General features: G+C 65.6%; 25 protein-coding genes. 15 read left to right on the top strand and 10 right to left on the bottom strand.

Going from position 1 to position 25,827, the window contains the following annotated elements:
• Positions 1 to 294: 294 nt before the first annotated feature.
• A complete protein-coding gene (locus UNPF46_RS01330; protein ID WP_142248772.1) occupies positions 295 to 1,836 on the bottom strand; it encodes a benzoate-CoA ligase family protein in 1,542 nt (513 codons plus the stop codon).
• Positions 1,837 to 1,957: 121 nt separating this feature from the next.
• Between UNPF46_RS01330 and UNPF46_RS01325 the strand changes: the two genes are divergently transcribed.
• The 3 genes from UNPF46_RS01325 (at position 1,958) to UNPF46_RS01315 (ending at position 4,163) form a co-directional block, all read left to right on the top strand.
• Entirely contained in the window at positions 1,958 to 2,866 is a 909-nt protein-coding gene (locus tag UNPF46_RS01325) for a helix-turn-helix transcriptional regulator (RefSeq protein ID WP_100179494.1), read from the top strand.
• 131 nt (positions 2,867 to 2,997) lie between these two features.
• The gene (locus tag UNPF46_RS01320) at positions 2,998 to 3,393 is read left to right on the top strand and encodes a group II truncated hemoglobin (protein WP_100179495.1); all 396 of its coding nucleotides are present in this window, start codon (positions 2,998 to 3,000) and stop codon (positions 3,391 to 3,393) included.
• Positions 3,394 to 3,482: 89 nt separating this feature from the next.
• Entirely contained in the window at positions 3,483 to 4,163 is a 681-nt protein-coding gene (locus UNPF46_RS01315) for a transglutaminase-like domain-containing protein (RefSeq protein ID WP_142248771.1), read from the top strand.
• A 17-nt stretch (positions 4,164 to 4,180) separates the two neighbouring features.
• On the opposite strand, the gene ybaL is transcribed toward UNPF46_RS01315, so the two are convergent.
• On the bottom strand, positions 4,181 to 5,917 hold the full coding sequence (gene ybaL, locus UNPF46_RS01310) for a YbaL family putative K(+) efflux transporter (RefSeq protein ID WP_142248770.1): 1,737 nt from the start codon (positions 5,915 to 5,917) through the stop codon (positions 4,181 to 4,183).
• Positions 5,918 to 5,978: 61 nt separating this feature from the next.
• Complete coding sequence (locus UNPF46_RS01305) at positions 5,979 to 6,764, bottom strand: IclR family transcriptional regulator domain-containing protein (RefSeq protein WP_142248778.1); 786 nt, start codon at positions 6,762 to 6,764, stop codon at positions 5,979 to 5,981.
• Between the two features lie 303 nt (positions 6,765 to 7,067).
• On the opposite strand from UNPF46_RS01305, the gene UNPF46_RS01300 reads away from it, so the two are divergent.
• Positions 7,068 to 8,426 (top strand): aromatic ring-hydroxylating dioxygenase subunit alpha, encoded by a 1,359-nt coding sequence (locus UNPF46_RS01300; protein WP_142248769.1) that lies wholly within the window; start codon positions 7,068 to 7,070, stop codon positions 8,424 to 8,426.
• A 110-nt stretch (positions 8,427 to 8,536) separates the two neighbouring features.
• Positions 8,537 to 9,973: a glutamine synthetase family protein gene (locus tag UNPF46_RS01295; protein ID WP_142248768.1), complete on the top strand. Its 1,437-nt coding sequence runs from the start codon at positions 8,537 to 8,539 to the stop codon at positions 9,971 to 9,973.
• Positions 9,974 to 10,090: 117 nt separating this feature from the next.
• On the opposite strand, the gene UNPF46_RS01290 is transcribed toward UNPF46_RS01295, so the two are convergent.
• The 7 genes from UNPF46_RS01290 to UNPF46_RS01260 form a co-directional block, all read right to left on the bottom strand.
• Positions 10,091 to 10,804 (bottom strand): ABC transporter ATP-binding protein, encoded by a 714-nt coding sequence (locus UNPF46_RS01290; RefSeq protein WP_100179500.1) that lies wholly within the window; start codon positions 10,802 to 10,804, stop codon positions 10,091 to 10,093.
• Positions 10,797 to 11,564 carry an ABC transporter ATP-binding protein gene (locus UNPF46_RS01285; protein WP_142248767.1) on the bottom strand — a complete coding sequence of 256 codons (768 nt, stop codon included), beginning with the start codon at positions 11,562 to 11,564 and terminating at the stop codon, positions 10,797 to 10,799. Before UNPF46_RS01285 ends, UNPF46_RS01290 begins: the two co-directional genes overlap by 8 nt.
• On the bottom strand, positions 11,557 to 12,501 hold the full coding sequence (locus UNPF46_RS01280; RefSeq protein WP_142248766.1) for a branched-chain amino acid ABC transporter permease: 945 nt from the start codon (positions 12,499 to 12,501) through the stop codon (positions 11,557 to 11,559). The genes UNPF46_RS01285 and UNPF46_RS01280 overlap by 8 nt, the downstream gene beginning before the upstream one ends.
• The gene (locus UNPF46_RS01275) at positions 12,498 to 13,415 is read right to left on the bottom strand and encodes a branched-chain amino acid ABC transporter permease (protein ID WP_100179503.1); all 918 of its coding nucleotides are present in this window, start codon (positions 13,413 to 13,415) and stop codon (positions 12,498 to 12,500) included. Before UNPF46_RS01275 ends, UNPF46_RS01280 begins: the two co-directional genes overlap by 4 nt.
• 293 nt (positions 13,416 to 13,708) lie before the next feature.
• The gene (locus tag UNPF46_RS01270) at positions 13,709 to 13,927 is read right to left on the bottom strand and encodes a hypothetical protein (protein ID WP_100179505.1); all 219 of its coding nucleotides are present in this window, start codon (positions 13,925 to 13,927) and stop codon (positions 13,709 to 13,711) included.
• Between the two features lies 1 nt (position 13,928).
• Positions 13,929 to 14,588, bottom strand: coding sequence for an acyl-homoserine-lactone synthase (locus tag UNPF46_RS01265; protein WP_181769724.1), 660 nt, complete (start codon positions 14,586 to 14,588; stop codon positions 13,929 to 13,931).
• An 83-nt stretch (positions 14,589 to 14,671) separates the two neighbouring features.
• A complete protein-coding gene (locus UNPF46_RS01260; RefSeq protein WP_142248764.1) occupies positions 14,672 to 15,400 on the bottom strand; it encodes a helix-turn-helix transcriptional regulator in 729 nt (242 codons plus the stop codon).
• A gap of 167 nt (positions 15,401 to 15,567) precedes the next feature.
• On the opposite strand from UNPF46_RS01260, the gene UNPF46_RS01255 reads away from it, so the two are divergent.
• The 10 genes from UNPF46_RS01255 to UNPF46_RS01210 all read left to right on the top strand — a co-directional run bounded on the left by UNPF46_RS01255 (position 15,568) and on the right by UNPF46_RS01210 (position 25,736).
• A complete protein-coding gene (locus UNPF46_RS01255; RefSeq protein ID WP_142248763.1) occupies positions 15,568 to 15,744 on the top strand; it encodes a hypothetical protein in 177 nt (58 codons plus the stop codon).
• A gap of 358 nt (positions 15,745 to 16,102) precedes the next feature.
• Complete coding sequence (locus UNPF46_RS01250) at positions 16,103 to 17,065, top strand: LysR family transcriptional regulator (protein ID WP_100179509.1); 963 nt, start codon at positions 16,103 to 16,105, stop codon at positions 17,063 to 17,065.
• A 144-nt stretch (positions 17,066 to 17,209) separates the two neighbouring features.
• A complete protein-coding gene (locus UNPF46_RS01245) occupies positions 17,210 to 18,088 on the top strand; it encodes a shikimate dehydrogenase (RefSeq protein ID WP_100179510.1) in 879 nt (292 codons plus the stop codon).
• Positions 18,089 to 18,145: 57 nt separating this feature from the next.
• Positions 18,146 to 19,276: an ABC transporter substrate-binding protein gene (locus UNPF46_RS01240; RefSeq protein ID WP_100179511.1), complete on the top strand. Its 1,131-nt coding sequence runs from the start codon at positions 18,146 to 18,148 to the stop codon at positions 19,274 to 19,276.
• A gap of 178 nt (positions 19,277 to 19,454) precedes the next feature.
• A complete protein-coding gene (locus tag UNPF46_RS01235; protein WP_100179512.1) occupies positions 19,455 to 20,330 on the top strand; it encodes a branched-chain amino acid ABC transporter permease in 876 nt (291 codons plus the stop codon).
• On the top strand, positions 20,327 to 21,325 hold the full coding sequence (locus UNPF46_RS01230; protein WP_142248762.1) for a branched-chain amino acid ABC transporter permease: 999 nt from the start codon (positions 20,327 to 20,329) through the stop codon (positions 21,323 to 21,325). The genes UNPF46_RS01235 and UNPF46_RS01230 overlap by 4 nt, the downstream gene beginning before the upstream one ends.
• Entirely contained in the window at positions 21,322 to 22,065 is a 744-nt protein-coding gene (locus UNPF46_RS01225; RefSeq protein WP_142248761.1) for an ABC transporter ATP-binding protein, read from the top strand. Before UNPF46_RS01230 ends, UNPF46_RS01225 begins: the two co-directional genes overlap by 4 nt.
• Before the next feature lie 10 nt (positions 22,066 to 22,075).
• Complete coding sequence (locus tag UNPF46_RS01220) at positions 22,076 to 22,813, top strand: ABC transporter ATP-binding protein (RefSeq protein ID WP_142248760.1); 738 nt, start codon at positions 22,076 to 22,078, stop codon at positions 22,811 to 22,813.
• Entirely contained in the window at positions 22,810 to 23,868 is a 1,059-nt protein-coding gene (locus UNPF46_RS01215; RefSeq protein ID WP_142248759.1) for a Gfo/Idh/MocA family protein, read from the top strand. The genes UNPF46_RS01220 and UNPF46_RS01215 overlap by 4 nt, the downstream gene beginning before the upstream one ends.
• Positions 23,865 to 25,736, top strand: coding sequence for a bifunctional sugar phosphate isomerase/epimerase/4-hydroxyphenylpyruvate dioxygenase family protein (locus tag UNPF46_RS01210; RefSeq protein ID WP_142248758.1), 1,872 nt, complete (start codon positions 23,865 to 23,867; stop codon positions 25,734 to 25,736). The genes UNPF46_RS01215 and UNPF46_RS01210 overlap by 4 nt, the downstream gene beginning before the upstream one ends.
• Positions 25,737 to 25,827 lie beyond the last annotated feature (91 nt).

Below are 25,827 nucleotides of genomic sequence, written 5' to 3'. Positions count from 1 at the left end.
ATCTCCATGCGACAGAAGGTCAAACGAGCAGGCTGGGAAGATGAATTCCTTCTCAGCCTTATCGGTCACATGCGATAGCCCTGCCCTGGAGGGGAGGGTCGGCTCACATCGAGCGTAGCGAGGTGTGAGGCGGGGTGGGGTGACAGTCCCTCCGCGGATGCGGTGCCCGTGTGGATAGATCACCCCCCCGCTTCGCATTGCGCTTTGCTCCATGCGAAGCGACCCACGGGCGAGCTCCGCTCGTCCCGGACCCTTCCAGGGGAGGGTAAGAAAGCGCGCCCGCCGCTGACACCATCAATGCGCCCCTTCCCGCAGCTTGAACCGCTGGATCTTGCCCGTCGCCGTCTTCGGCAGGGACTCCACCACGTCGATCCAGCGCGGATATTTCCACGGGCCGATCTTCTGCTTGACGTGCTCCTTGAGCGCCTCCTGCAACGCCGTCGCTGTCGCGCCGGGGCGCAGCACGACGAAGGCCTTTGGCTTGAGCAATCCTTCCGGATCGGCCTCGGGTACGACGGCGGCTTCCAGCACGGCGGGATGCGTGATCAGCGCGCTCTCGACCTCGAACGGCGAGACCCAGATGCCGGAGACCTTGAACATGTCGTCGGCGCGGCCGCAGAAGGTGTAGCGGCCTTCGGCGTCGCGGATATATTTGTCGCCGGTGCGGGTCCAAGGCCCCTCGAAGGTGCGGCGGCTCTTGTGGCGCTGGTTCCAGTAGCCCTCGCCGGCGGAGGGCGCGTCGACCAGGAGCTCGCCGACCTCGCCGTCGGCGACGTCCTGCCCGGCCTCGTTGACGAGCCGCACCGCATAGCCCGGCACCGGCTTGCCGGAGCAGCCGTACTTGATGTCGCCGGGCGTGTTCGACAGGAAGATGTGCAACAGCTCGGTCGAACCGACGCCGTCGAGAATGTCGACGCCGAAGCGCGCCTTCCAGCTGTTGCCGACCGATTCCGGCAGCGCCTCGCCGGCGGAGGTGCAGATGCGCAAGGCCTTGCCGCCGCGTTCGCTCTTCATCGTCTCGTCGTTGAGCATCGCCGCGAACAATGTCGGCACGCCGTAGAAGATCGAGGGATTGTAGCGGTTCATCAGGTCGAACATGCGCGCCGGCGTCGGCCGCTCGCTGTTCAGGATCACGCTGGCGCCGACCGACATCGGGAAGGTCAGCGCATTGCCGAGCCCATAGGCGAAGAACAGTTTTGCCGCGGAGAGACACACGTCGCTCTCGCGGATGCCGAGCACCTGTTTTGCGTAGGTGTCGGCGGTCGCCTGCAAGTTCGAATGGATATGGCGCACGCCCTTCGGCATTCCCGTTGACCCCGACGAATAGAGCCAGAACGCCGGCTCGTCCGGATGCGTCGCGGCGGTGGTGAACTGATCGCTCTCGCCGGCGAGCTCTTCCGCGAGCTGCTTGTGGCCGTTCTGCTTGGCGCCGGAGACCACGACATGCTCGAGATCCGGCATGCGGCCGACCACGTCCTTGATGACGGGATAGAGCGCCTCGGAGACGAACAGCACGCGCGCGCGGCAGTCGGCGAGGATGTAGGCGTATTGATCCGCGGTCAGCAGCGTGTTCAGCGGCACCGGCACGATGCCGGCACGGATCGCGCCCAGGAACACGGTCGGGAAATCGACCGTATCCAGCATGATCATCGCCACCCGCTCCTCGCGGCGGACGCCGAGCCGGCGCAGCATGTTGGCGGCGCGGCAGGTCTGTTGCTGCAGCTCGCCATAGGTGAGCCGCGAGACGGTGTCGTCGAAGGCCAGCTTGCTGCCGCGGCCCTGCTCGACGTTACGGTCGAGCAGCCAGGTCACCGCGTTGTAGGATCCCTCGCTCACGGACTTCTCCCCCGAATTTAGAATTATAATTCATAGAAAGACACCGCGGCGGCTTGCTGTCAATGCCAGCAGGCACTATGTTTCATTAAAACGCGCCGCAGGACATCTGTAAAGAAGGCTCATGACCGACAGTCCCGACGCCGAATCCCGCTTCCTCGAACAGCTCGGCCAGCGCGTGCGCACCATGCGCGCGCTGCGCGGCATGTCCCGCAAAGTGCTCGCCAAGGTGTCGGGAATCTCGGAGCGCTACATCGCGCAGCTCGAGAGCGGCAAGGGCAATGTCTCCATCGTGCTGCTCCGCCGCGTCTCCGACGCGATGGGCGCGCATCTCGAGGATCTGCTGCCCTCGGCCGAGCCGACACCGGACTGGCAGATGTTTCGCGACCTCCTGCGCAAGGCGACGCCGGCGCAGATCGCGCAAGCCAAGGATCTACTCGCTGGCGGCAGCGCCACCGCACCGCGGCGCGCGCCGTTCTGCGGCATCGCGCTGATCGGCCTGCGCGGTGCCGGCAAGTCGACGCTCGGGCGGATGCTCGCGAAGAAGATCGGCTGGAGCTTCGTCGAGCTCAACAAGGAGGTCGAGCAGCAGAACGGGCTCTCGGTCGCCGAGATCATCGCGCTGTACGGCCAGGAAGGTTTTCGCCGCATGGAGCAGGCGGCACTGCAGCAGCTGCTCGCGCGCAACGAGCTGATGGTGCTGGCGACCGGCGGCGGCATCGTCTCGGAGCCGCTCACCTTCGACCAGATCCTGACCTCGTTCTACACGATCTGGCTGAAGGCCGAGCCCGAGGAGCACATGGCCCGCGTGCGCCGCCAGGGCGATCTGCGTCCGATGGCGGATGATCGCTCCGCCATGGCGGAGCTGCGCAATATCCTGCTCAGCCGCGAGCCGCTGTATTCGCGCGCGGCGGCGGTGGTGGATACGGCAGGCCTCTCCGTTGATGCGGCCGCCGCGCGGCTGATCGATGCGGTGCGGCCGGTGCTGCAGAACGAGGCCCGCAGCTTCGGGCTGCGCAGCGTGGCGCTGTAGGGCGAGCCGCATCCAAGCTCTCCGCTGTCGTCCCGGACAAGCGTAAGCGCAGATCCGGGACGACAGCTGAGTTTGTACACGGGCACCAGCAGTCGTATATGCGAGCCCAGCAGCAACCATCCGGACCACCCATGACCTCCACCGACGTCACCACCTCCATGTTCGAGCGGATCGGCGGCAGCGCCACGATCGACGCTCTCGTCGACCGCTTCTACCAGCGCATGGACACGCTGCCGGAGGCGAAGGTGATCCGTGCCATGCACGCGGACGACCTCGGCCTGATCAGGGACGTGCTGAAGCGTTATCTCAGCGAATGGACCGGCGGCCCGCGGCTCTATACTCCCGAGAAGGGCCATCCGCGGCTGCGGCAGCGGCATATTGGCTTTGCCATCGGCGACGCCGAGCGCGACGCGTGGATGGCCTGCATGCGCGGCGCGATGGAGGAGACGATCACAGATCCCGCCGCGCGGCAGGAGCTCGACAAGGCGCTGTCCGGCCTCGCCGACTGGATGCGCAACCGGCAGTGAGACGGCGGCAGCGCCTCGACGCAATTCGAAGGCACGCATCCGCAGCGCGTGATTTGAGTTCCGCGGCGATCGCCTGCTAAGCTCCCGGCATGACCGACAGCCTCCCCGACACGATCCGCCGCCTCTACACCGATCCCGGCGAGTACATCGACAGCGATCATCCCGCCGTGCAGAAATTCGCGAACGACGCGGTGCGCGCGGATGCGAGCGCGCGCGAGAAGGCGAGCGTGCTCTACAAGGCCGTGCGCGACGGCATCCGCTATAACCCCTACGTCAGCATGCGCGTCGCCGAGACCTTTCGCGCCTCGAGCGTGCTAGCCGCCGGGCAAGGCTATTGCGTCGGCAAGGCGGCGCTCTATGCCGCCGCCTGCCGCGTCCACGGCATTCCCGCCCGGGTCGGCTTTGCCGACGTGAAGAACCATCTCACCACCGAGAAGCTGCGCGCGAGCATGGGCACGGACATCTTCACCTGGCACGGCTTTACGGAGGTGCATGTCGACGGCGCCTGGCGCAAGGCGACGCCGACCTTCAACGACACGCTCTGCGCCAAGGTCGGCGTCGCGCCGCTCGATTTCGACGGCCACACCGACGCGCTGCTGCATCCGTTCGACGGCGAGGGCCGGGCCTACATGCGATACGTCAACGACCGCGGCACCTATCACGACGTCCCCGCGAAATTCTTGATGCGCGAGATGGCGCGCGATTACGCCAGCATGCAGGGCGAGGACCTCTCGGGCCGCGACATGGAGCGCGAGGCGGAAGGGCGATAGGGCGAGGTGCCTCGCGGTCAGACGACCGAACCGACCGCGAGGGGGCGGGGATCTTGCTGGGCAGCATCCGGAACTCTCCTCTCCAGCTCCTCGATCATGCCGCGCGCGATTTCCCGCTCGCCCATGATGACGACATCCGCTCCCAGCCCCTTCAGATGATCAACCTCGGCATCCGCATGCGCCCGCGCGATGATGCGGATATCCGGATTGGCCGCGCGCGCCTGCTGCACGATCTGTCCCGCCTCGAAGGCTTCCGGGATCGCGATCACCAGATGCCGCGCCCGCGCCGGGTTGGTCGCGCCGAGAATCTCGGGCTGCGCGGCGTTGCCCATGATGGTTTCGATACCGCCCTGCTTCAGCTTCGCCAGCGCACTCTCGCCGGTCTCGGCGACGAGGAACGGCCATTGGCGCTGCTTCAGGGCATCGCCGACCAGCGCGCCGACGCGGCCATAGCCGATCACGATCGTATGGTCGGTGAGATCGGTGGCGCGGATCGGCTCCGGCACGGCGGCCTTGGCCTCCGGCGAATCCCGCCGCGGATCGAGGCGTGGCGCGAGCCAGGTGGCGGCCGCGAACATGAGCGGGTTGAGCATGATGGAGAGGATCGCACCGGCCATGATCAGGTCGCGGCCCTCCTTGGGCAGGATCTGCGAGGCGACGCCGAGCTCGGCCAGAATGAAAGAGAACTCGCCGATCTGCGACAGGCTCGCCGAGATCGTCAGCGCGGTTGCGGCCGGATGCCGGAACAGCACCACGATGAGGAACGCGGCTATGGACTTGCCGAGCATGATGATCGCGAGCGTCGCCAGCAGCGGCCAGGGCTCGCGGACCACGCTCATCGGATCGAACATCATGCCGACCGAGACGAAGAACAGCACGGCAAAGGCATCGCGCAGCGGCAGCGATTCCTGCGCGGCCCGCGCGCTGAGCGGCGATTCCCGCAGCATCATGCCGGCGAAGAACGCGCCCAGCGCCAGCGAGACGTCGAACAATTTCGTCGCCCCGAAGGCGACGCACAGCGCGATCGCGAGCACCGCGAGGCGGAACAATTCGCGTGAACCGGTATGCGCGATGTAATGCAGGATCCAGGGGATCACGCGGCGGCCGACCACCAGCATCAAGCCGATGAACACGACGATCTTGACGATGGTCAGCATCACGACGCCGGCGAGGCCAAGGCCGAGCTGCGCGGCGAGCGGCTCGAAAGCGGGCTTGCCGTCGCCGCCGCCCTGCAGGCTGGCGATGGCGGGGAACAGCACCAGCACGAGCACCATCGCGAGGTCCTCGACGATCAGCCAGCCGACCGCGATGCGGCCGCGATCGGTCTCCATCAGGCGCCGCTCCTGCAGCGCGCGGAGCAGCACCACGGTGCTGGCCACCGACAGAGCGAGGCCGAACACCAGGCCGGCACTCATGCCCCAGCCCATCAGCCATGCAAGACCGAGCCCCATCAGCGTCGCGGCGGCAATCTGCACGACGGCACCGGGAACGGCGATGTTGCGGACGCTGAGCAGATCCTGCAGCGAGAAATGCAGGCCGACGCCGAACATCAGCAGGATGATACCGAGCTCCGAGAGCTCGATGGCGAGCGCCTGATCGGCGACGAAGCCCGGCGTGAACGGACCCACCGCAACGCCGGCGAGGAGATAACCGACCAGCGGCGGAATGCGGAACCGCTGCGCGATGGTTCCAAGTACGAAGGCTAATCCAAGTCCAACGACGATGGTGGCGATGAGAGGTGTGTCATGCGGCATTTTTGCCTTTTGACACAGCATGCGCGGGTGTGCACCGCGACCTGTGCGCGCGGGTCAATGCTCACAGCAATTGCGAACGCACCGCTTCCGCGCCCTCGCGCAGCAGTGGCAGGAAACGGTCGATCAATTCCTGCGCCGGCACGCGATCGACATGGGCGCCCATGTTGATGGCGGCGACGATCACATTGTCGTACCGGCGCACGGGAACCGAGATCGAGCGGAAATGCGGCTCGGCCTCGCGATCGACCAGTGAATAGCCTTGCGCACGGTCGGCGACGATGCGGGCGAGCAGCGTCTTCGGATCCGTTACCGTCTGCGGCGTCAGCGCCTCGCATGTCATCGTCTTCAGCCGTGCGGCGAGATCGGCATCGTCGAGCTGGCCGAGCATGGCGCGGCCGACCGAGGTGCAGAACGCCGGCAGGCGGTAGCCGATCTCGAGTCCGCCGGAGAACATCCGCGCCGGACTGCTGCGCGCGACGAACACGACGTCGTCGCCGTCGAGCACCGCGAGCGAGGAGATTTCGTTGGCCGCGATCGCGACGCGATCGAGCACCGGCTGCAGCACGGCGACGAGCTGATTGGAGCGCAAGTAAGACGCTGCCAGCGTCAGCACATGCGGTGTCAGCGAGAACAGCTTGCCGTCGCCGGAGACGTAGCCGCCGCGCTGCAGCGTGAACAGCATGCGCCGCGCGGTGGCGCGCGGCAGATCGGCCGCCCGCGCGAGATCGCTGAGCGTCATCGGCCCGGTATTCGTGCTGAAACACTGCAGCAGGCGCAGCCCGCGATCGAGCGCCTCGACGAAATCCGTCGCGCGCTCCTCGCTTTCGCTCCGCTTCAGCTTGGGCATGGTGAGGGCCAATCCTGCAAAATAGTGCTTGCCGCCTTTCCAAGGCATGTCATAATTCGCCCATTCGTTCAATAGGCGAACAGAGTTTGTCAAGCGAGCACGCTCGTGGTCTCCCTCGCCCCGTTTGCGGGGAGAGGGTGGGGTGAGGGGGAGTCTCCACCGGGACGGTGACAGCTGCCCTCGCGGAGAGTCCCCCTCACCCGGATTGCATCGTCGATGCAATCCGGCGTCTCCCCGCACGCGGGGAGAGGCGAAGAGTGCACTGGCCCTCGACTTGTTCGATCAAGGAAGGATGCGACCGCCATGATGAGCCAGGAGCAGAACGACCTGATCACCCGCACCGGGCCGAAGGACCCCTGCGGGAAGCTGATGCGGAGCTATTGGCAGCCGGCGGCGCTGGTGGACGAACTGCAGGGCGCGCGGCCGATCTGTCCCGTCAGACTGCTCGGCGAGAACCTGGTGCTGTTTCGCGACGAGACCGGACGTTACGGCCTGATGGATCGCCATTGCGCCCATCGCGGCGCCGACCTCGCCTTTGGACGGCTCGAGCATGGCGGCCTGCGCTGCGCCTTCCATGGCTGGCTGTTCGACGCCACCGGCCAGTGCATCGAGACGCCGGCCGAGCCGAAGGATTCGAAACTCTGCCAGAACATCCGCCAGCGCTCCTATCCCGTCGTGGAGAAGAGCGGCATCCTCTGGGCCTATCTCGGCGAGGGCGAACCTCCGGCGTTCCCGGAGATCGATTGCTTCATCGCGCCCGGCACGCATACTTTCGCATTCAAGGGTCATATGGCCTGCAACTGGCTGCAGGCGCTTGAGGTCGGCATCGATCCCGCGCACGCGTCCTACCTGCATCGCTTCTTCGAGGACGAGGACACCTCCACCGCCTATGGCAAGCAGTTTCGCGGCGCCTCGGCGGGAAGCGACCTGCCGATGACGAAGATCCTGCGCGAATACGACCGTCCCATCATCAATGTCGAGCACACCGAATACGGATTGCGGCTGATCGCGCTGCGCGAGATCGACGAGGAGCGCACCCATGTGCGCGTCACCAACCAGCTGTTCCCGCACGGTTTCGTCATCCCCATGAGCACGGAGATGACGATCACGCAATGGCACGTGCCGGTCGACGACGAGAACTGCTACTGGTACGCGATCTTCACCAGTTATTCGAAGCCGGTCGACAAGCAGAAGATGCGCGACCAGCGGCTCGAGCTCTATGAGCTGCCGGATTACAAGTCGCGGAAGAACCGAGCCAACGATTACGGTTTCGATCCGCACGAGCAGCAGACCGCGACCTATACCGGCATGGGCAACGACATCAACGTCCACGACCAGTGGGCGGTGGAATCAATGGGCGCGATCCAGGACCGCACCCAGGAGCATCTCGGTTCGAGCGACAAGGCGATCGTGCAGTATCGCCGCCTGCTGCGGCAGGAGATCGAGAAGGTCCAGGGCGGCGAGAAGCCGATGCTGTTTTTGGATGACAGCAGGGCACGCAGCATTCAGGGACCAGCGACCATGGACGGCATCGGGCCGACCCAGGGTTGGGAGCTCTACTGGATGGAAGTCGACGTCAAGCGCCGCCGCGGCGCGCCGTGGACAGCGCCGGTGCCGAAGGAGATCGCGGACAACGTGCACAAGCTGACGGCGGCGGAGTGATATAGGTACCGTCGTTCCGGGGCGATGCGCCAGCATCGAACCCGGAACCTCGGGATTCCGGGTTCTCGCTTCGCGAGCCCCGGAATGACAAGCAGCGAGGAGCAATCAAAGTGACTTTCGTCGCGCGTCATGCGCTGTGGTCGGATGAGCAGAGGGACGCGGCGGCGCGGATGCGCCGCATCGTCGAGGAGAAGAACCTCGAGGTCATCCGCCTCGCCTTCCCCGACCAGCACGGCATCCTGCGAGGCAAGACCATCATCGCCTCGGAGGCGATCGCTTCGCTGGAGAGCGGCTGCTCCATCACCACCACCATGCTGGCCAAGGACACCTCGCACCGCACGGTCTTTCCGGTGTTCACCGCGGGCGGCGGCTTCGGCATGAAGGAGATGGAGGGCGCGGCCGACGTGGTGATGGTGCCTGATCCCACCACGTTTCGCGTCTTGCCGTGGGCACCGACCACGGGCTGGGTGCTGTGCGACCTCTACTTCCAAGACGGCCGCCCGGTGCCGTTCGCGACGCGCTCGCTCTATCGCAAGGTGATCGACGAACTCGCAAGCCGCGGCCACGATTTCGTCGCGGGGCTCGAAGTCGAATTCCATATCTTCAAGCTCGACGATGCGCATATGCGCCCCGAGGACGCGGGACAGCCGGGCACGCCGCCGTCGGTCAGCCTGCTCAGCCACGGCTATCAATATCTCACCGAGCAGCGCTTCGATCAGATGGAGCCGGTGCTGGAGATTCTCCGCCGCGACATCGTCGCGCTCGGCCTACCCTTGCGCTCGGTCGAGGTCGAGTTCGGCCCGAGCCAGTGCGAATTCACCTTCGCGCCGAAGAAGGGCCTCGAACCCGCCGACAACATGGTGCTGTTCCGCTCCGCCGTGAAGCAGATCGCGCGGCGCCACGGCTATCACGCCACCTTCATGTGCCGGCCGAAGCTGCCGAACGTGTTCGCCAGCGGCTGGCACCTGCACCAGTCGATCGTCTCGCGTACGAGCGGCGAGAACCTGTTCATGACGAAGGACGGCGGCGAGCCGCTCAGCGCATTCGGCAAGGCCTATCTCGCCGGCCTGCTCGACCACGCCCGCGCATCCACATTGTTCACGACGCCGACCATCAACGGCTACAAGCGCTACCGCTCCTATTCGCTGGCGCCGGACCGCGCGCTCTGGGGCCGCGACAATCGCGGCGTGATGATCCGCGTGCTCGGCGGCGCCGGCGATGCCGCAACGCGCCTGGAGAACCGCATCGGCGAGCCCGCCGCCAATCCCTATCTCTACATGGCCTCGCAGATTCTCTCTGGCCTCGACGGCGTCGACCGCAAGCTCGATCCCGGCCCGTCCGCCGACACGCCCTACGAGACCAAGGCGCCGCTGCTGCCGAAGAGTTTGCGCGATGCGGTGAGCGCGCTGAAGGACGATCCGTTCTTTCGCGAAAAGCTGGGTGCGGAATTCGTCGACTATTACACCCACATCAAGAACGCCGAGATCGACCGCTTCCTGAGCGAGGTGACGGATTGGGAGCATCGCGAGTATTTCGAGGTGTTCTGACGGCTACGTCGTCGGCGTCATGCCCGGGCTTGTCCCGGGCATCCACGTTCTTCGTGTCGCGCAGCGAGGCGTGGATGGCCGGGACAAGCCCGGCCATGACGATATTGAGAGAGACTGCTAAATTCCCAGATATTTATGCTGCAGATCCGGCTCGGCCATCAGCTCGTCCGAGGTGCCGCTCCACACCGTCTTGCCGCGCTCGATGATGAAGTGGCGGTCGCAGATGCGGGCGAGATGGTCGACGTTCTTGTCGACGACCAGGATCGACTGTCCCCGGCTCTTGAGCAGCGACAGGCAGTGCCAGATCTCTTCGCGGATCAGCGGCGCGAGGCCTTCGGTCGCTTCGTCCAGAATGAGCAGCTTCGGATTGGTCATCAGCGCGCGGCCGATCGCGAGCATCTGCTGCTCGCCGCCGGAGAGCTGATTGCCCATGTTGGCGGCGCGCTCGGCGAGGCGCGGGAACAGCACGTAGATGGAAGCCAGCGTCCAGGGGTTGTTGCTGTTGAAGCGATCCGCCGCAGCCGCGACCAGGTTCTCGCGCACGGTGAGGTTCGGAAAGATCTGGCGTCCCTCGGGCACCAGGCCGACGCCGAGCTGTGCGATCCGGTAGGACGGCAGCTGCCGCACCTCGGTGCCGGCAAATCGGATCGCGCCCGCGCGCGCCGGCGTCAGGCCCATGATGGAGCGGATGGTCGTGGTCTTGCCCATGCCGTTGCGGCCCATCAGCGAGACCATCTCGCCCGGCTTGATCGACAGCGACAGGCCGAACAGCACCTGGGACAGGCCGTAGCAGGTCTCGATGCCGTCGACGTCGAGCAGCGTGTCAGCCATGATGCGTCACCACGTGCTGGTCGCCGAGATAGGCGCGCTTGACGTCTTCGTTGGCGCGGATCGCGGCGGGATCGCCCGAGGCGATGACGCGGCCATAGACCAGCACCGAGATGCGGTCGGCGAGCGCGAACACCGCGGGCATGTCGTGCTCGACGAGGACGATCGAGACTTCCTTGCGCAACTCCTGGAGCAGCTTCACCATGCTCTGCGATTCGGTGACGCCGAGACCGGCCATCGGCTCGTCAAGCAGCAGCAATTTCGGCTTGCTCGCGAGCGCGACCGCAAGCTCGATCTGGCGCCGCTCGCCATGGCTGAGCTTCGACACCAGCACGTCGGCGCGATGGGCGAGGCCGACGCGGTCGAGCGCGGCGTGGGCGGCATCGCGCAAGCCTTTCTCTTTCCGCGCGTCGGCGAAGAAGCGGAACGAGGTGCCGGCATGGGCCTGCGCCGCCAGCGCGACATTGTCCGCGGCGGTGAAGTCGAGCAGCAGCGAAGTGATCTGGAACGAACGCGCAAGGCCGAGCGCGCAGCGGCGATAGGCCGGAAGATAAGTGATGTCGCGCCCCGCAAGCCGGACGCTGCCGGAATGCGGCGCCAGATGGCCGGTGAGCTGGCTGATCAGCGTGGTCTTGCCGGCGCCGTTCGGGCCGATGATGGCGTGCAGCTCGCCGCTGGCGACGTCGAGCGAGACGTTGTCGGTCGCGATGATGCCGCCGAAGCGGCGCACCAGCTTTTCGACGCGGAGCAGGGGTTCAGCCACGGCCAGCCCTCCCCAGCATGCCCATGATGCCGCCGCGGCCGAACAGCACGATCAGCAGCAAGAGCGGACCCATGATCAGCGCCCAATATTCGGTGATCTGCGACAGGAACTCTTCCAGCAGCAGGAACACCACCGCGCCCATGACCGGGCCGAACAGCGTGCCCATGCCGCCGAGGATGACCATCACCATGAGGTCACCGGAGCGGGTCCAATACATCACGGCCGGGCTGACGAAGTCGGTGTTGTTGGCGAGCAGCGCGCCGGCAAGGCCGCACATCGTCCCTGAAATGACGAAGCAGACCAATTGGTAGCGCTTGGCGGGAAAGCCGATCGCCTGCATGCGTTGCTCGTTCGAACGCAGGCCCTGCACGACGAGACCGAAGCGCGAGTTGACGATGCGCCAGATCAGGAAGATGACGCCGAGCAGGCAGGCGAGGCAGAGATAGTAGAACTGCGTGCGGTTGCCCAGGTTGATCAGCCCGGAGAAGTCGCTGCGCTTGTAGACGGTGAGGCCGTCATCACCGCCGTAGCGCGCAAGGCCAGAGGCGACGTAATAGGCCATCTGGGCGAAGGCCAGCGTGATCATGATGAAATAGACGCCGCGGGTGCGCAAGGAGAGCGCACCGATCACGAGGGCGTAAATGGCGGAGGCCGCCAGCGCGACCGGGAACTGTACCCAGCCGGACCCGACGCCTTCCTGCGCCAGCATGCCGACGGCGTAACCGCCGATGCCGAGATAGGCGGCGTGGCCGAAACTCATCATGCCGCCGAAACCCATGATGAGATTGAGGCTCGCCGCCGCCAGCGCCAGGATGACGATGCGGGTGAACAGCGTCAGGATGAAGATGTTGCCGGACAGCTGCGAGTAGAGGGGCAGCAGCACGAGGCCCGCCAGCATCAGGGCCGTGACGGCCTTGCTCACGCTCAGACTCTTCATCGACGATTGGCCGGAAACAGCCCCTCCGGCCGCACCACCAGCACGATCGCCATCAGCAGGTAGATCAGCATGGACGACAGTGCGGGAGCGGCGGTGGAGGCGGCGGCGCCGCTGAGCACCTGCCGCAGCAAATTGGGCAGGAAGGCGCGGCCGAGCGTGTCGATCATGCCGACGAAGATCGCGGCCAGGAAGGCGCCGCGGATCGAGCCGATGCCGCCGATCACGATGATGACGAAGGCGAGGATCAGGATGTTCTCGCCCATGCCGATCTGCACGGTGAGGATCGGGGCCTGCATCAGGCCGGCAAGCCCGGCAAGCGCGGCACCCAGGCCGAACACCAGCGTGTAGAGCAGCTTGATGTTGATGCCGAGCGCGCCGATCATCTCGCGGTTGGACGCGCCGGCGCGGATCAGCATGCCGATCCGGGTGCGCATCACGCCGAGATAGAGCAGCAGCGCGACCAGCAGCGCCACGACGATGATGGCGAGCCGATAGGCGGGATAGTGAATGCCGGGCAGGATCGGCACCGGCACGGTGAGCCAGGCCGGCAGCGGCAGCGCGAGGCCGGCCGGGCCCCAGATCAGCCGCACGGCTTCATTGAAGAACAGGATCAGGCCGAAGGTCGCGAGCACATGGTCGAGATGATCTCGCCCGTAGAGATGCCGCAGCGCCGACATTTCGAGCACGATGCCGAGGATCAATGTGGCGCCCAGCGCCAGCAGCGCGCCAGCTAAGAAGCTGCCGGTCCAGGCCGCGAAGGTCGCGGCGAAATAGGCGCCCATCATGTAGAGCGAGCCGTGCGCGAGGTTGACGAGATCCATGATCCCGAACACCAGCGTCAGGCCGGCGGCGAGCAGGAACAGCAGCAGGCCGAACTGCAATCCGTTCAGGAACTGTTCGACGACGAGCAGCATCAAGACTCTTTCAGGCGCACGCGGTGTCGCGCCGATGTTCGAACACGGTCGCCATCAGTGAAAGAGCTCCCCCTGCCTCTTCAAGGCGGAAAAATGGGTAATGGCAGTATCGTTCCGAGGCAAGAGCGATTCGACACCAAACATGCACTTTGTTGCATGCGGGTGCATGCGGTCGAGACGGCCTTGCAAGAAGGCTGCCGTGCCGGCTGGGGCAACCTGCCGCACCCAAACGCTCACCCTCCCCCCGTTGCCGGGGAGAGGGTGCCGCAATGTGTTGGAGCGAAGAGCGGCGTCTAGTGCGACGTCATCTGCTCGGGCAGGTCGCCCGGATCGGTGAGCACGCTGTTGGCCGTCGAGGCCTCCAGCGCCGCCATCCGGAACAGATAGGCGAGCGTCGCCAACCCCTGGTCTTCCGCCATCTGCGCCAGCTCGAGCGCCATGTCGGACATGTAGCCGAGATTCTCGTCCCTGGTCTGCGCCATGATCTGGCTGTCCCGCATCATGTTCGACATCTCAGGCACTCTTCCGTTGCGCGGCAGCGGCGCCGCAGAGGTTGGCACGGGCGACGGCGTCCAGACGCGGGCCGTCCTGGCGCACGACCGAAGTCATGCCGATACGATCGTGCAGGGCATTGAGCGTCTCTCGACGAATGTCGATCGTCGCCGCCATGGTCCACGCATTCTCCACCAGCGCGGGCAGGCCGAGCGGCGTCACCACGAAGCCGGCCTCGTGGAAGCGCGGCAGCCACCAGGTCTCCATGATCGCGCTGACCTGCGCGATTCCCTGAGCGAGGCAGAACTCCTGCACCGCCGCCATCAGCTGCAGATTGAGCGTGCCGTCGCGGCGATCGCGCACGACGAAGTAGCGCGACCATTCCCAGACCAGCGGGTCCGCGGGGCAGCCGCGCACCGACGCCAGATGCGGGAACACCTCGCTCATCATCGAGGGCTTAGTCGTCGGGTAGAGCCGGTGACCGCCGATGACGCGGCGCCCCTCCAGCGCAAGCAGGTAGACCGTATCCTCGTCGTCATAGGAATCGATCTCGCGGCGATCCGGCCTGCGCAGCGTCTCCCAGCGCCGCTCCTCGACGAATACATCGTGACGCAGCCGGTAATGCTGCTCGATCACGTCTTCATAAAGATGTCGATTTACGGCAGAAATTGCGTGAATCATAATAACCCCCATTCATCCTCAAACGGGGGCAGACTCCGCGAAAAGTGCCGGATTCGATATTGGGAAATTTCCCAGTACGGCGCTTACGGATTGATGATCTTGTTCCGAATCGCCAGCGCCACCGCATGCGTGCGGTTGACGGCGCCGAGCTTGCGCGCGGCAGTTGCAAGATGCTCTTCGGCGGTGCGTTGCGTGATGTGCAGAATCTCGCCGATCTCCCAGGCCGACTTGCCCTGCGAGGCCCAGGAGATCACCTCGCGCTCGCGCGGAGTGAGACGCGTCGACTGATGAGGCGCCGGCTCGAACAGACGGCGAATGTGGTCGAAGCCATACATCGCCATCAGGTGCAGTGCCGGCTTGCTGCGCGGATTGAGGTCGAGATGAACGCCGCCGAGCGATACCGCGGCTTCATAGCCGGTGAGACCGTGGATCGGCACGATGAAGCCGCGCGACATGCGAAAATCGCCGGCGCGGTTCATCACCTCGGCCGCCTCAGGCTCGAGCTCGGCATCATAGGGCGCTTCCGACCATTCGAACGGATTGACCGATTGCCGGCACAGCCGCACCACGGGATCGAAGCGGTCGTAATTGTTCTGGGTGTAGAGGCTGAACCAGCCCGCCGGCCAGCGCTTGGCGAGCACCATCTGCGCAAACCGCTGGTCGGGATTGGGCAATCCCGTCACAATGATGGTTTCGAAGCCGAAGCGACCGAACGCCGTTTCGAGCGCATGCATGGCGTCGGGCACCTTGCGATAGGTCCCCAGCCCTTCAATGAAGTCGAGCGCCTCCCGGCCATAATCTACGGCGGACATCGGTGCGTTTCCTGACCCACACCGCCCCCTATAGCACGTATTCGGGGGCTGCCTCAATTCGCTGCGACCGTAGTTTCCCGGTGCTCTTCTGGGCCTGAAGAATTAAACTACTTGTGGCAGAATTGACGTCACGATACACCTGAACGCGTCCGCAGCGGGAAAACCAAATGCAAGACGAGGACATCGCCCTCAACAGCGTGCTCGGCCTGGAATTGAACCGCGTGTTTTTCGCCGTCCGCGACACGGCAAACAAGCAGAAGATCATCGAGTTCGCGCGCGAGGTGCTGCAAAGCGAGCGCGCGGAGCTGGTTGACAGCCTCTTGCCCGAAGGCCCGGCGAGCTAGAACGCAGTTGCAGCAAACGACGCCGACGCAACGGATCGCGCAACCATGCCGCACTTCCACGCGAACGCGCGGACTGTAGTCGAAACACTCTAGCAGGGAAATTCATCTTTCCTTCTCCCCTTGTGGAGAAGGCCGCGCGAAGCGCCCGATGAGGGGTTGCTTCGGCGAATTCCATTGGAAGAGATTGCGCGCGGATCAAGACCCCTCACCCGTCTCGCCGCCATCGCGGCGATCCACCCTCTGCCACAAGGGGCGAGGAAAGGCGCCGCCTCCGTCCACATCGCCCACACTTGCCGCTGGATGACATCACGGCTCTCGTGAGATGATCCCCGCGAGATCTCGCTCGGATGCCCAGGACATGATGACACTGCGCCAGGTTGAAGTGATCCGCGCCGTGATGGTGACGGGCACCATCGGCGGCGCGGCCAAGCTGCTCAACGTCTCGGCGCCCGGAATCAGCCGCCTCGTCAAATACACCGAGCGTTCGCTCGGCATCCGCTTCTTCCAGCGCCAGAACGGGCGCTACTTCCCGACCCCGGAAGCCGAGAACATCTTCGAGCAGATCAACGGCGTCTACAAGAAGGTCGACGATCTCTCCGAGATCATCTCCAAGATCGGCCGCGGCGGCCTCTCGGAATTGCGCATCGGCTCGGTCCCCAGCATCTCGCAGGTGATGGTGCCGCGCGCGATCGAGCGCGTCCGCCGCCGCTATCCTGATTTGGGCATCGACATCAACATCCTCAAGCTCGAGGAGGCCATCGACTACCTCATGCTCGGCCGCGGCGAGTGCGTGGCGATGAGCTACCGGCTGGAGCATTCCGCGCTCGACTTCATGCCGCTCGCCTCGGGCGAATTGTACTGCATCGTGCCGCCGGGCCACGAGCTCGCCGGCCGCAGGCAGGTCTCGGCCGCCGAGATCACCCGCTATCCGCTGATCGGCATCGATCCCAACGATCCCTACGGCCGGATCATGGCCGAGATCTTCGCGCGCCACCGGCTCGACTACAACATCACCATCCGCGCGCGCTTCGGCACCACGGTCTGCGCGCTGGTGAAGGCGGGGCTCGGCATCGCCATCATCGACCAGTTCACCGTGGCCCATGGCGGCTATCCCGGGATCGAGCTGTTGAAGATCGCCGAGCCGACGCGGTTCGACACCTACATCGCGGTCAAGCGCGGCGCACCGCTGTCGCTGCATGCCGAAGCGTTCATCGAGGCGCTGCGCGCCGAGATGCGCGCGGTCGAGCCGTCCCGCGGCAGCGGCAAGGCCGCGCCGGGCGGCAGCGGCAAGGCCGCGCCGGCGCGCGGCCGAAAGAAATAACATGATGTTAGGTTTGCCGGATAAATGGGTAATTGTGTTAGCCCAGGGACAGGCTATCGTCGGGGTTGGAAGCCCCCTTGGAATTCTGCGGGTTTCCCCGCTAATGACCGGGACCGAACGTTCCCTTTGAGACGATAGCGAACCATGTCCAAGCGCGGATACGCCGCCAGCAAGAAGCTCCTCACCGGCCTGATCGGCGCGCCGATCGCGCATTCCGCATCGCCCGCCATGCATGAACGCGCCGCCGAGGCGCTCGGCCTGCGCGGCCATTATCAGCTGATCGAGGTGGCCGGCGCCGACGCGGCCGGCCTCAGCCTGATGCTGGAGGGCGTGCGGCGGCTCGGCTTTGCCGGCGTCAACGTCACCTACCCCTACAAGGAAGCGGTCGTCCCGCTGCTCGACGAGTTGGCGCCCGGCGCGGCCGCGATGGGGGCGGTCAACACCGTCGTGGTCAAAGACGGCCGCCTGATCGGCCACAACACCGACACGACAGGCTTTGCCCGCGCGGTGGCGCCGCTGCTGGCACCCGCCGGGAACGCCGTCGCGGTGATCGGCGCCGGCGGCGTCGGCAAGGCGATCGCCTTTGCATTGGCGAGCCTGAAGGTTTCCGACATCCGCATCTTCGACAGCGAGCCGGCGCGCGCCGCGACACTCGTCTCCCTGCTGGCACCGCTTGGTGGCGCGAGGATCGCAGCAAACGTCGAGGATGCGCTAAGCGGCGCAACCGGCCTCGTCAACGGCACGCCGGTCGGCATGCTGCCGAACCGGGGCATGCCGGTCGCCGCCGCGTTGCTGCATGAAAAACTCTGGGTGGCGGATGCCGTCTATTCGCCTCTGATCACGCCCCTGCTGGCGGCGGCCCAGGCCAAGGGCGCACAGATCATGACCGGGCGGGAGCTTGCGATCTATCAGGCGGCCGACGCTTTCGAACTGTTCACGGGCCTTGCCGCATCGACCGAGGTGATGGGAAAGGCATTCGACGAGGTGATGGCGGCACGAAGCGCGGCCTATCACGCAGCGTAACCGAAGCGGCCGGACACAAGGCCGCAGAGCACATCAGAGAAAATGGGAGGAGAGACCATGAAGACGACTATTCTGGCAGGCGCCCTGCTTGCCTTCGCAGCTGCAACCAGCGTTCACGCCCAGGCGATCAAGCTCGCCGACGTCGCCGAACTGTCCGGTGGCGGCGCCACCGTCGGCACCAACTGGAAGAACGGCATCGATCTCGCGATCGAGGAGATCAACGCCAAGGGCGGCGTGCTCGGCCGCAAGCTCGAAGTCACCCATGCCGACTCGCAGTCCAATCCGGGCGTGGCGCGCGCCCAGGTGCAGAAGGCGCTCGATGCCGAGCCCTATGTGCTGCTCGGGCCCGGCTATTCCGGCTCGGTGAAGGTGACGGCCCCGCTCGCGGCCGAAGCCGGCATCGCGCAGATCATGGGCGGCGAAGCTGCCGAGCTGACGCAGGCCGGCAACAAATTCCTGTTCCGCACCTCGTTCGGCCAGCAATCCTCGATGCCGAAGGTCGCGAAATACATTCACGACGAGATGAAGGCGAAGACGGTCGCGGTGGTCTGGGTCAACAACGATTTCGGCCGCGGCGGACGTGACATGGTGACCAAGGAGCTCGAACGGCTCGGCTCCAAGGTCGTCGCCGACCTCTCGACCGAAGCCGGCCAGGCGGACTTCGCCGCCGACGTCGGCAAGATCAAAGCTGCCAATCCCGACGCCGTGTTCGTCTATCTGAACGAGGAAGAGAGCGCGCGCATCCTGAAAGAGCTGAAGCGCCAGGGCGTCAATGCGCCGCTGATGGGCGAGACCACGCTGATCGGCCAGAAGGTGATCGAGCTCGCGGGCGACGCCGCCAACGGCGCGCGCGGCCATGTCGGCCTCACCACCGATGCCCCTGTCGACCTGGTCAAGCAATTCCGCGAGAAGTTTTCCAAGAAGTACAATTACGTCCCTGATCACAACGGCCTGAAGGGCTATCTCGCCGTCTACATGGTGAAGGCCACCACCGAGAAGATGGGCAAGGTCGACCCGAAGAAATTCGCCGACACGCTGCACGGCCTCACCATCAAGGCCGCCGACGAGCCGGGCATCCTGATGGACGTCACCTTCAGCGACACCGGCGACATCGACCGCCAGAGTTTTCTGGTCGAGGTGGTCGAAGGCAAGCAGGTCGTGAAGCAGGTGCTGCCCAAGGTGAAGTGATCTTCGCCTCTCCCCGCACGCGGGGAGAGGCCGACGCGCAAAGCGCGGCGGGTGAGGGGGACTCTCCGCGAGTCCAACTGTCACCGTCCTTGCGGAGACTCCCCCTCACCCCGCCCTCTCCCTGCAAGCGGGGCGAGGGAGACGAGAGAGCGGGGCGAGGGAGAGGAGAGAGGGGAACATGTCCAATCTGTTCGATCTTCTGGTCGCCGGACTTGCCACCGGCGCGATCTATGCGCTGGTCGCGGTCGGCTTCACGCTGCTGTGGCAGACCTCGCAGACCATCAATTTCGCGCAAGGCGAGTTCGTGATGCTGCCGGCGTTCCTGATGCTGGCGGCGATGCATGCGGGCGCGCCGTTCTGGCTCGCGATCATCCTCGGCATCCTCTTGTCGATGATCCTGCTCGGGCTCGGCTTCAAGCTGTTGCTCGTCGACCCCATGATGCGCCACGGCGTGCTGCCGCTGGCGATCGCGACCATGGCGCTCGCGATCGGCATCAAGGAAGCGGTCAAGCAGTTCTTCAGCGCCGAAGCCTCGCCCTTCCCCTCGATCGTGCCGACCGGCGACGTCTCCATCTTCGGCCATGCGGTGTCGCTGCAGAGCATCGGCGTGCTCGTCGTCGCCATTCTTGCGGTGCTCGGCCTGACCACGCTGCTGAACCGCACCTCGCTCGGCCACCAGATGCAGGCGGCCGCACAAAATCCGACCGTGGCGCGCATCATCGGCGTGCCGGTCGAGCGCATGATCCTGCTGACCTTCCTGATCAACGCCTTCCTGGTCGCCCTCGCTTCGCTGCTGATCACGCCGATTTATCTGGCAAAATTCTCCTCCGGCGAGGTGCTGGGCCAAGCCGCCTTCATCGCGGCGATCGTCGGCGGCTTCAACCAGGTGCGCGGCGCGATCGCCGGCGGCCTGCTGATCGGCGTGCTCGACAACCTCGCGGCCGCCTATGTCTCCACCCAATATCGCGCCGCCGTGCCGATGATCTTCCTGATCGCCGTCATCCTGTTCCGGCCGCAAGGTCTGCTCGGCCGCGCCGAGGAGCGCACCGTATGAGCGGTTTCGGCAAACCCCTGAAGATCGCGCTCGGCCTTGCCGTCATCGCCGGCCTGATCATCGTGCCCATGAACTTCAACCGCTACGGCCTGTTCATCCTCAGCCAATGGGCGGTGATGAGCATCGCTGCGATGGGGCTCAACCTCACGCTCGGTTACGCCGGCCAGGTCTCGCTGGCGCAGGGCGCCTTCGTCGGCATCGGCGCCTATGCGGCGGCGATCATGACCACCCATGGCTGGCCGCTGCCGGCGGCAATCCTGGTCGCGATCGCCTTGAGCTTTTCGGTCGGCTGGGTGCTCGGCTATCCGGCGCTGCGCGTGCAGCACCATTACCTCGCCTTCGTCACGCTGGCCTTCTCGACCCTCGCCTTCCTGGTGTTCCGGAACGAGAGCTGGCTCACCGGCGGCATCTACGGCATCTCCAACATCCCGCGCCCGCACGTCCTCGGGATCGCCACCAACAAGCCGCTGCCGTTCTACTATGTCTGCCTCGGCTCGCTCGCGATCGTGTCGCTCGCGGTGTGGTGGCTGATCCGATCGCCCTGGGGCCGCGCCTTCATGGCGCTGCGCGAGAATCCCTTGCGCGCGCAATCGCTCGGCATCGACACCCGCCGCTATACGCTGATGGCGTTCGCGATCGGCTCGGCGCTCGGCGGCGTCGCCGGCGCGCTCTACGCGCCGCTGACGCAATATATCGATCCGGTGCCGTTCAACCTGTCGCTCTCGCTCGACCTGCTGATGATGGTGATCGTCGGCGGCGCCGGCTTCTATTTCGGCCCGTTCCTAGGGGCGATGATCGCGGTGCTGCTGCCGGAATGGCTGCGCTTCACCGAGGGCTATTATCTGATGCTCTACGCGGTGGCGGTGATGGGGCTTCTGATCTGGTCGCCGACGGGCATTCTGGGAATCCTCGACCGCTATCTCGCCGAGCGCCGCACCAAGGCGGCGTCCGCGCTGCGCGCCGTCGCAAAATCCCGACTGGAGACGGCGCAATGAGTGCGGTCCTCGAAGTCACCGACATCAAGAAGAACTTTGGCGGCATCCACGCCGTCGACGGCGTCTCCTTCGACGTGCGCGAGGGCGAGATCCTCGGGCTGATCGGCCCGAACGGCTGCGGCAAGTCCACCCTGTTCAACTGCATCCTCGGCCAGCTCACACCATCAGGCGGCGAAGTGAAGCTCGACGGCAAGCTCGTCACGGGCCTGCGTCCCGCCGAGCTCAACAAGCTCGGGGTCAGCCGCACCTTCCAGCTGCTGCAGGTGTTCCCAAAACTCTCGGTGCGCGAGAACCTGATCCTCGCCGGGCAGGAGCACCAGGGCAACATGGCCTCGCGCCTGGTCGGCCGCTCCGATGCCGGGCTGACCGACGCCGCCAACCAGATGATCGGCTTCTTCAAGCTCGACCATCTCGCCGACGAGCCGGCCGGCGGCCTCTCCTACGGCCAGCAGAAGCTGCTCGATGCCGCCATGGCCTTCATGGGCGGCCCGCGCCTCGTGCTGCTGGACGAGCCCGCCGGCGGCGTCAACCCGTCGATGCTGGCGGATCTCAAGGACCGGCTGGTCGCGATCAACCGCGAGAAGAACGCCACCTTCGTCGTGATCGAGCACAACATGGAGTTCGTGATGTCGCTGTGCTCGCGCGTGATGGTGATGGCGGAAGGCAAGGTGCTGGCGATGGGACGCCCGGATGAGGTGCGCAAGAACCCGGCGGTGATCGAAGCCTATCTCGGACATTGAGGACAAGATCATGAGCGAGCCAATCCTCTCGGTTCACAATCTCGTCGGCGGCTATGGCAAGATGACGATCCTGAACGGCACGAGCTTTTCCGTACCGCAGGCCACCATCACCACCATCATCGGCCCGAACGGCGCCGGCAAGTCCACCGTGTTCAAGGCGATCTTCGGCCTGTTGAAGCTGCGCGAAGGCAAGGTCAATTTTGCCGGCCGCGACGTCACGAATTTGAGCCAGCGCGCGCTGCTCAATGCCGGCATCTGCTACGTGCCGCAGGGCCGCAACATCTTTCCCGAGCTGTCGGTCCGCAGCAATATCGAGCTTGGCGGCGTCTCGGCCGGGAAAGGACTCGACCTGCCGAAGCGGATCGAGGCGGCGCTGGATTTGTTTCCGGCGCTGCGCCGCAAATCCGCGCAGCAGGCCTCGACGCTCTCCGGCGGCGAGCAGAAGCAATTGGAGATCGCCCGCTCGCTGCTGCTCGAGCCGAAGCTGGTCCTGATCGACGAACCTTCGATCGGCCTGTCGCCGCTGATGGTGCAGCAGACCTTCGATATCCTCAAGAGCTTGCGCGATCGCGGCGTCACCATCCTGATGATCGAGCAGAACGCGCGCTCGGCACTGGAAATCTCCGACATCGGCATCGTGCTCGAGCTCGGCCAGACCCGCATGGTCGACGATGCCAGGCGCATCCTGAACGACCCCCGCATCGGTCAGCTCTTCCTCGGCGGCGCCATGGAGGAAAGCGCGGCATGAGCGCGCGACTGCGCATCGCCGTCGCCGGCGCCGGCCTGATCGGCCGCCGCCATATCGAGTTGATCACGGCGTCACCGGACTGCGAGCTCGCCGGCATCGCCGACCCCTCGCCTGCTGCGCAGGACTATGCGCAAGCCCGCAAAACTGCCTGCTACGCCGATCACCGCGCGCTGCTGGCGCAGGAAAAGCCCGACGGTCTCATCATCGCCTCGCCCAACATGTTGCACCTGCCGATGGCGCTCGATTGCGCGGCAGCCGGCGTCCCTGCGCTGATCGAAAAGCCGGTGACCGATACGGTCGTCAACGCGCAGCGTCTTTGTGCCGCCGTCGAGCGGGCCGGCGTTCCGATGCTGGTCGGCCATCACCGCCGGCACAATCCGATCATCAAGGCCGCGCGCGAAGCGGTGGCGAACGGCAAGCTCGGCCCGCTCACCGCCGTGGTCGGGCTGTGGTTGCTGAAAAAGCCCGACGACTATTTCGAGGTGGCCTGGCGCCGCGAGCAGGGGGGCGGACCGCTGCTGATCAACCTGATCCACGACATCGACAATCTCCGCTTCATCTGCGGCGAGATCGCCGAGGTGCAGGCGCTGACCTCGAACAAGGTGCGCGGCTTCGCTGTCGAGGACACCGCCGCGCTGCTGCTGCGCTTTGAGCGTGGCGCATTGGGGACGGTGACTGTGTCGGATGCGACGCCGGCGCCGTGGAGCTGGGAGCTGACATCGGGCGAGAACGCTGCGTACCCCAAGCAGGACCAGCCCTGTTACATCCTCTCCGGCACCGAGGGATCGCTTTCCGTGCCCGATATGGAGCTGTGGTCCTACACACAGCAGCCCGGCTGGTATGCGCCGCTGTCGCGCGGAACCATCGCACCGCTCGCGCTCGATCCGCTGGTCGAGCAGCTCCGTCATTTCTGCGCGGTCGTCAGGGGCCAGGAACGGCCTTTGATCACGGCCGAGGATGCAATGGGAACGCTCGCCGTCGTCGAAGCCGTCAGCGAGGCCGCGCGCACGGGCCAGACAATTTCACCGGGGCGGATCATGGAGCAGGCAGCATGAACAAGCGCTCGATCGCGACCGTCTCTCTCTCAGGTACACTCGACGAAAAGCTCCGCGCCATCGCCGCCGCGGGCTTCGACGAGGTCGAGATTTTCGAGAACGATCTGCTGTCGTTCGGCGCGGGTCCGCGCGACATCGCAAAGCTCTGCGGCGACCTCAACCTGAAGATCTCGGCGTTCCAGCCGTTCCGCGATTTCGAGGGCATGCCGGAGCCGCAGCGCGCGCGCAATTTTGCCCGCGCGGAGCGGAAGTTCGATCTGATGCAGGAGCTCGGCACCGATCTCTTGCTGATCTGCTCCAACGTCTCGCCCGCCTCGCTTGGCGGCATCGACCGCGCCGCGGAGGATTTTCGCGAGCTGGGCGAACGCGCAGCCAAGCGCTGCTTACGCGTCGGCTACGAGGCGCTGGCCTGGGGCCGCCATGTCAACGACTATCGCGACGCCTGGGAGATCGTGCGGCGCGCCGATCATGCCGCGATCGGAATCATCCTCGACAGCTTTCACGCGCTGGCGCCCGGCTTTCCGGTGCGCGCGATGGCCTCGATCCCCGGCGACAAGATCTTCCTGGTGCAGCTTGCCGACGCGCCGAAGCTCGAGCTCGACATCCTGTCCTGGAGCCGGCACTTCCGCTCCTTCCCCGGCCAGGGCGATCTGCCGGTCGGCGAGTTCATGGCGGCGGTCGCTGCGACCGGCTATGCCGGGCCGCTGTCGCTGGAGATCTTCAACGACCAGTTCCGCGCCGGCTCGGCCGCGCAGACCGCGCTCGACGGCCTGCGCTCGCTGATCCTGCTGGAGGACCAGCTCGCGCCGGACTGGCCGAAATTTGCCGCCGAGCCGCTGGCACCGAAGGCGAAGAGCCGCGGCACCGGCTTCGTCGAGTTCGCCGTCAACGAGAGCAAAGCCGGCGACCTCGGCTGCCTGTTCTCGCAACTCGGCTTCCGCAAGACCGGCGCGCATCGCAGCAAGGCGGTGGAGCGCTGGTCGCAGGGCAAGGTCGAGCTCGTCATCAACAGCGAGACCGACGGCTTTGCCCATTCGCACTATGTCACGCACGGCCCCGGCGTCTGCGCCATCGCGCTCGACGTCGACAATGCCGGCCTTGCCATGCAGCGCGCCGAGATGCTGAAGGCGCGCACCTTCTATCAGCCGGTCGGCCCGGGGGAATTGGAGATTCCCGCGATCCACGGCGTCGGCGGCAGTCTGCTCTATTTCCTCGATCAGGCCGGCAAGAACTGGGACACCGATTTCGAGCCTGTCCCTGGCGATGCGAGCGCGGACGCCCTGCTCGCCGTCGACCACATCGCGCAGTCGATGCCCTATGACGAGATGCTGTCCTGGCTGCTTTTCTACACCGGCATCCTCGACCTCAAGCGCCTGCCCCAGATGGAGATCGCCGATCCCAGAGGTCTCGTGCAGAGCCAGGCCATCGTCAATGCCGACCAGAGCCTGCGCTTCGTGCTCAACGGCTCCTCCGCCAACCGCACGCTGCCGGCGCGCTTCATCTCGGAGTTTTTCGGCTCGGGCGTGCAGCACGTCGCCTTTGCGTGCGAAGACATCTTCACGACGGTCGCCGAGATGCGCAAGCGCGGCGCGGATTTTCTCGATATCCCCGCCAACTACTATGACGACATCGAAGCCAGATACGACCTCGCGCCCGAGCTGATGGCGCAGCTTCGCGCCAACCACATCCTCTACGACCGCGAGGGCGACGGCGAATTCTTCCAGGTCTACACCCACATCTTCGACGAGCGCTTCTTCTTCGAGATCGTCGAGCGCAGGAATTATCAGGGGTTCGGTGCGGCGAACGCCGGCATCAGGCTCGCAGCGCAGTCCCGCGAGGTGCGGCCGGCGAGCATGCCGCGGGTGTAGCCGCTGCTTCCCCTCTCCCCCTGTGGGAGAGGGTGGCTCGCCGCGATAGCGGCGAGACGGGTGAGGGGTATTTCTCCGCGAACACGATAGA

It is taken from the genome of Bradyrhizobium sp. UNPF46, from assembly GCF_006658625.1.
Classification (GTDB): domain Bacteria; phylum Pseudomonadota; class Alphaproteobacteria; order Rhizobiales; family Xanthobacteraceae; genus Bradyrhizobium; species Bradyrhizobium nitroreducens.
This window is presented reverse-complemented; position numbering and strand designations above follow the sequence as displayed.

Coding starts and splice junctions, on each gene's coding strand:
- UNPF46_RS01325 (WP_100179494.1), top strand. CDS start 1,958: ATGACCGACAGTCCCGACGCCGAATCCCGCTTCCTCGAACAGCTCGGC.
- UNPF46_RS01320 (WP_100179495.1), top strand. CDS start 2,998: ATGACCTCCACCGACGTCACCACCTCCATGTTCGAGCGGATCGGCGGC.
- UNPF46_RS01315 (WP_142248771.1), top strand. CDS start 3,483: ATGACCGACAGCCTCCCCGACACGATCCGCCGCCTCTACACCGATCCC.
- ybaL (WP_142248770.1), bottom strand. CDS start 5,917: ATGCCGCATGACACACCTCTCATCGCCACCATCGTCGTTGGACTTGGA.
- UNPF46_RS01305 (WP_142248778.1), bottom strand. CDS start 6,764: ATGCCCAAGCTGAAGCGGAGCGAAAGCGAGGAGCGCGCGACGGATTTC.
- UNPF46_RS01300 (WP_142248769.1), top strand. CDS start 7,068: ATGATGAGCCAGGAGCAGAACGACCTGATCACCCGCACCGGGCCGAAG.
- UNPF46_RS01290 (WP_100179500.1), bottom strand. CDS start 10,804: ATGGCTGACACGCTGCTCGACGTCGACGGCATCGAGACCTGCTACGGC.
- UNPF46_RS01280 (WP_142248766.1), bottom strand. CDS start 12,501: ATGAAGAGTCTGAGCGTGAGCAAGGCCGTCACGGCCCTGATGCTGGCG.
- UNPF46_RS01275 (WP_100179503.1), bottom strand. CDS start 13,415: ATGCTGCTCGTCGTCGAACAGTTCCTGAACGGATTGCAGTTCGGCCTG.
- UNPF46_RS01270 (WP_100179505.1), bottom strand. CDS start 13,927: ATGTCGAACATGATGCGGGACAGCCAGATCATGGCGCAGACCAGGGAC.
- UNPF46_RS01265 (WP_181769724.1), bottom strand. CDS start 14,588: ATGATTCACGCAATTTCTGCCGTAAATCGACATCTTTATGAAGACGTG.
- UNPF46_RS01260 (WP_142248764.1), bottom strand. CDS start 15,400: ATGTCCGCCGTAGATTATGGCCGGGAGGCGCTCGACTTCATTGAAGGG.
- UNPF46_RS01255 (WP_142248763.1), top strand. CDS start 15,568: ATGCAAGACGAGGACATCGCCCTCAACAGCGTGCTCGGCCTGGAATTG.
- UNPF46_RS01250 (WP_100179509.1), top strand. CDS start 16,103: ATGATGACACTGCGCCAGGTTGAAGTGATCCGCGCCGTGATGGTGACG.
- UNPF46_RS01245 (WP_100179510.1), top strand. CDS start 17,210: ATGTCCAAGCGCGGATACGCCGCCAGCAAGAAGCTCCTCACCGGCCTG.
- UNPF46_RS01240 (WP_100179511.1), top strand. CDS start 18,146: ATGAAGACGACTATTCTGGCAGGCGCCCTGCTTGCCTTCGCAGCTGCA.
- UNPF46_RS01235 (WP_100179512.1), top strand. CDS start 19,455: ATGTCCAATCTGTTCGATCTTCTGGTCGCCGGACTTGCCACCGGCGCG.
- UNPF46_RS01230 (WP_142248762.1), top strand. CDS start 20,327: ATGAGCGGTTTCGGCAAACCCCTGAAGATCGCGCTCGGCCTTGCCGTC.
- UNPF46_RS01225 (WP_142248761.1), top strand. CDS start 21,322: ATGAGTGCGGTCCTCGAAGTCACCGACATCAAGAAGAACTTTGGCGGC.
- UNPF46_RS01220 (WP_142248760.1), top strand. CDS start 22,076: ATGAGCGAGCCAATCCTCTCGGTTCACAATCTCGTCGGCGGCTATGGC.
- UNPF46_RS01215 (WP_142248759.1), top strand. CDS start 22,810: ATGAGCGCGCGACTGCGCATCGCCGTCGCCGGCGCCGGCCTGATCGGC.
- UNPF46_RS01210 (WP_142248758.1), top strand. CDS start 23,865: ATGAACAAGCGCTCGATCGCGACCGTCTCTCTCTCAGGTACACTCGAC.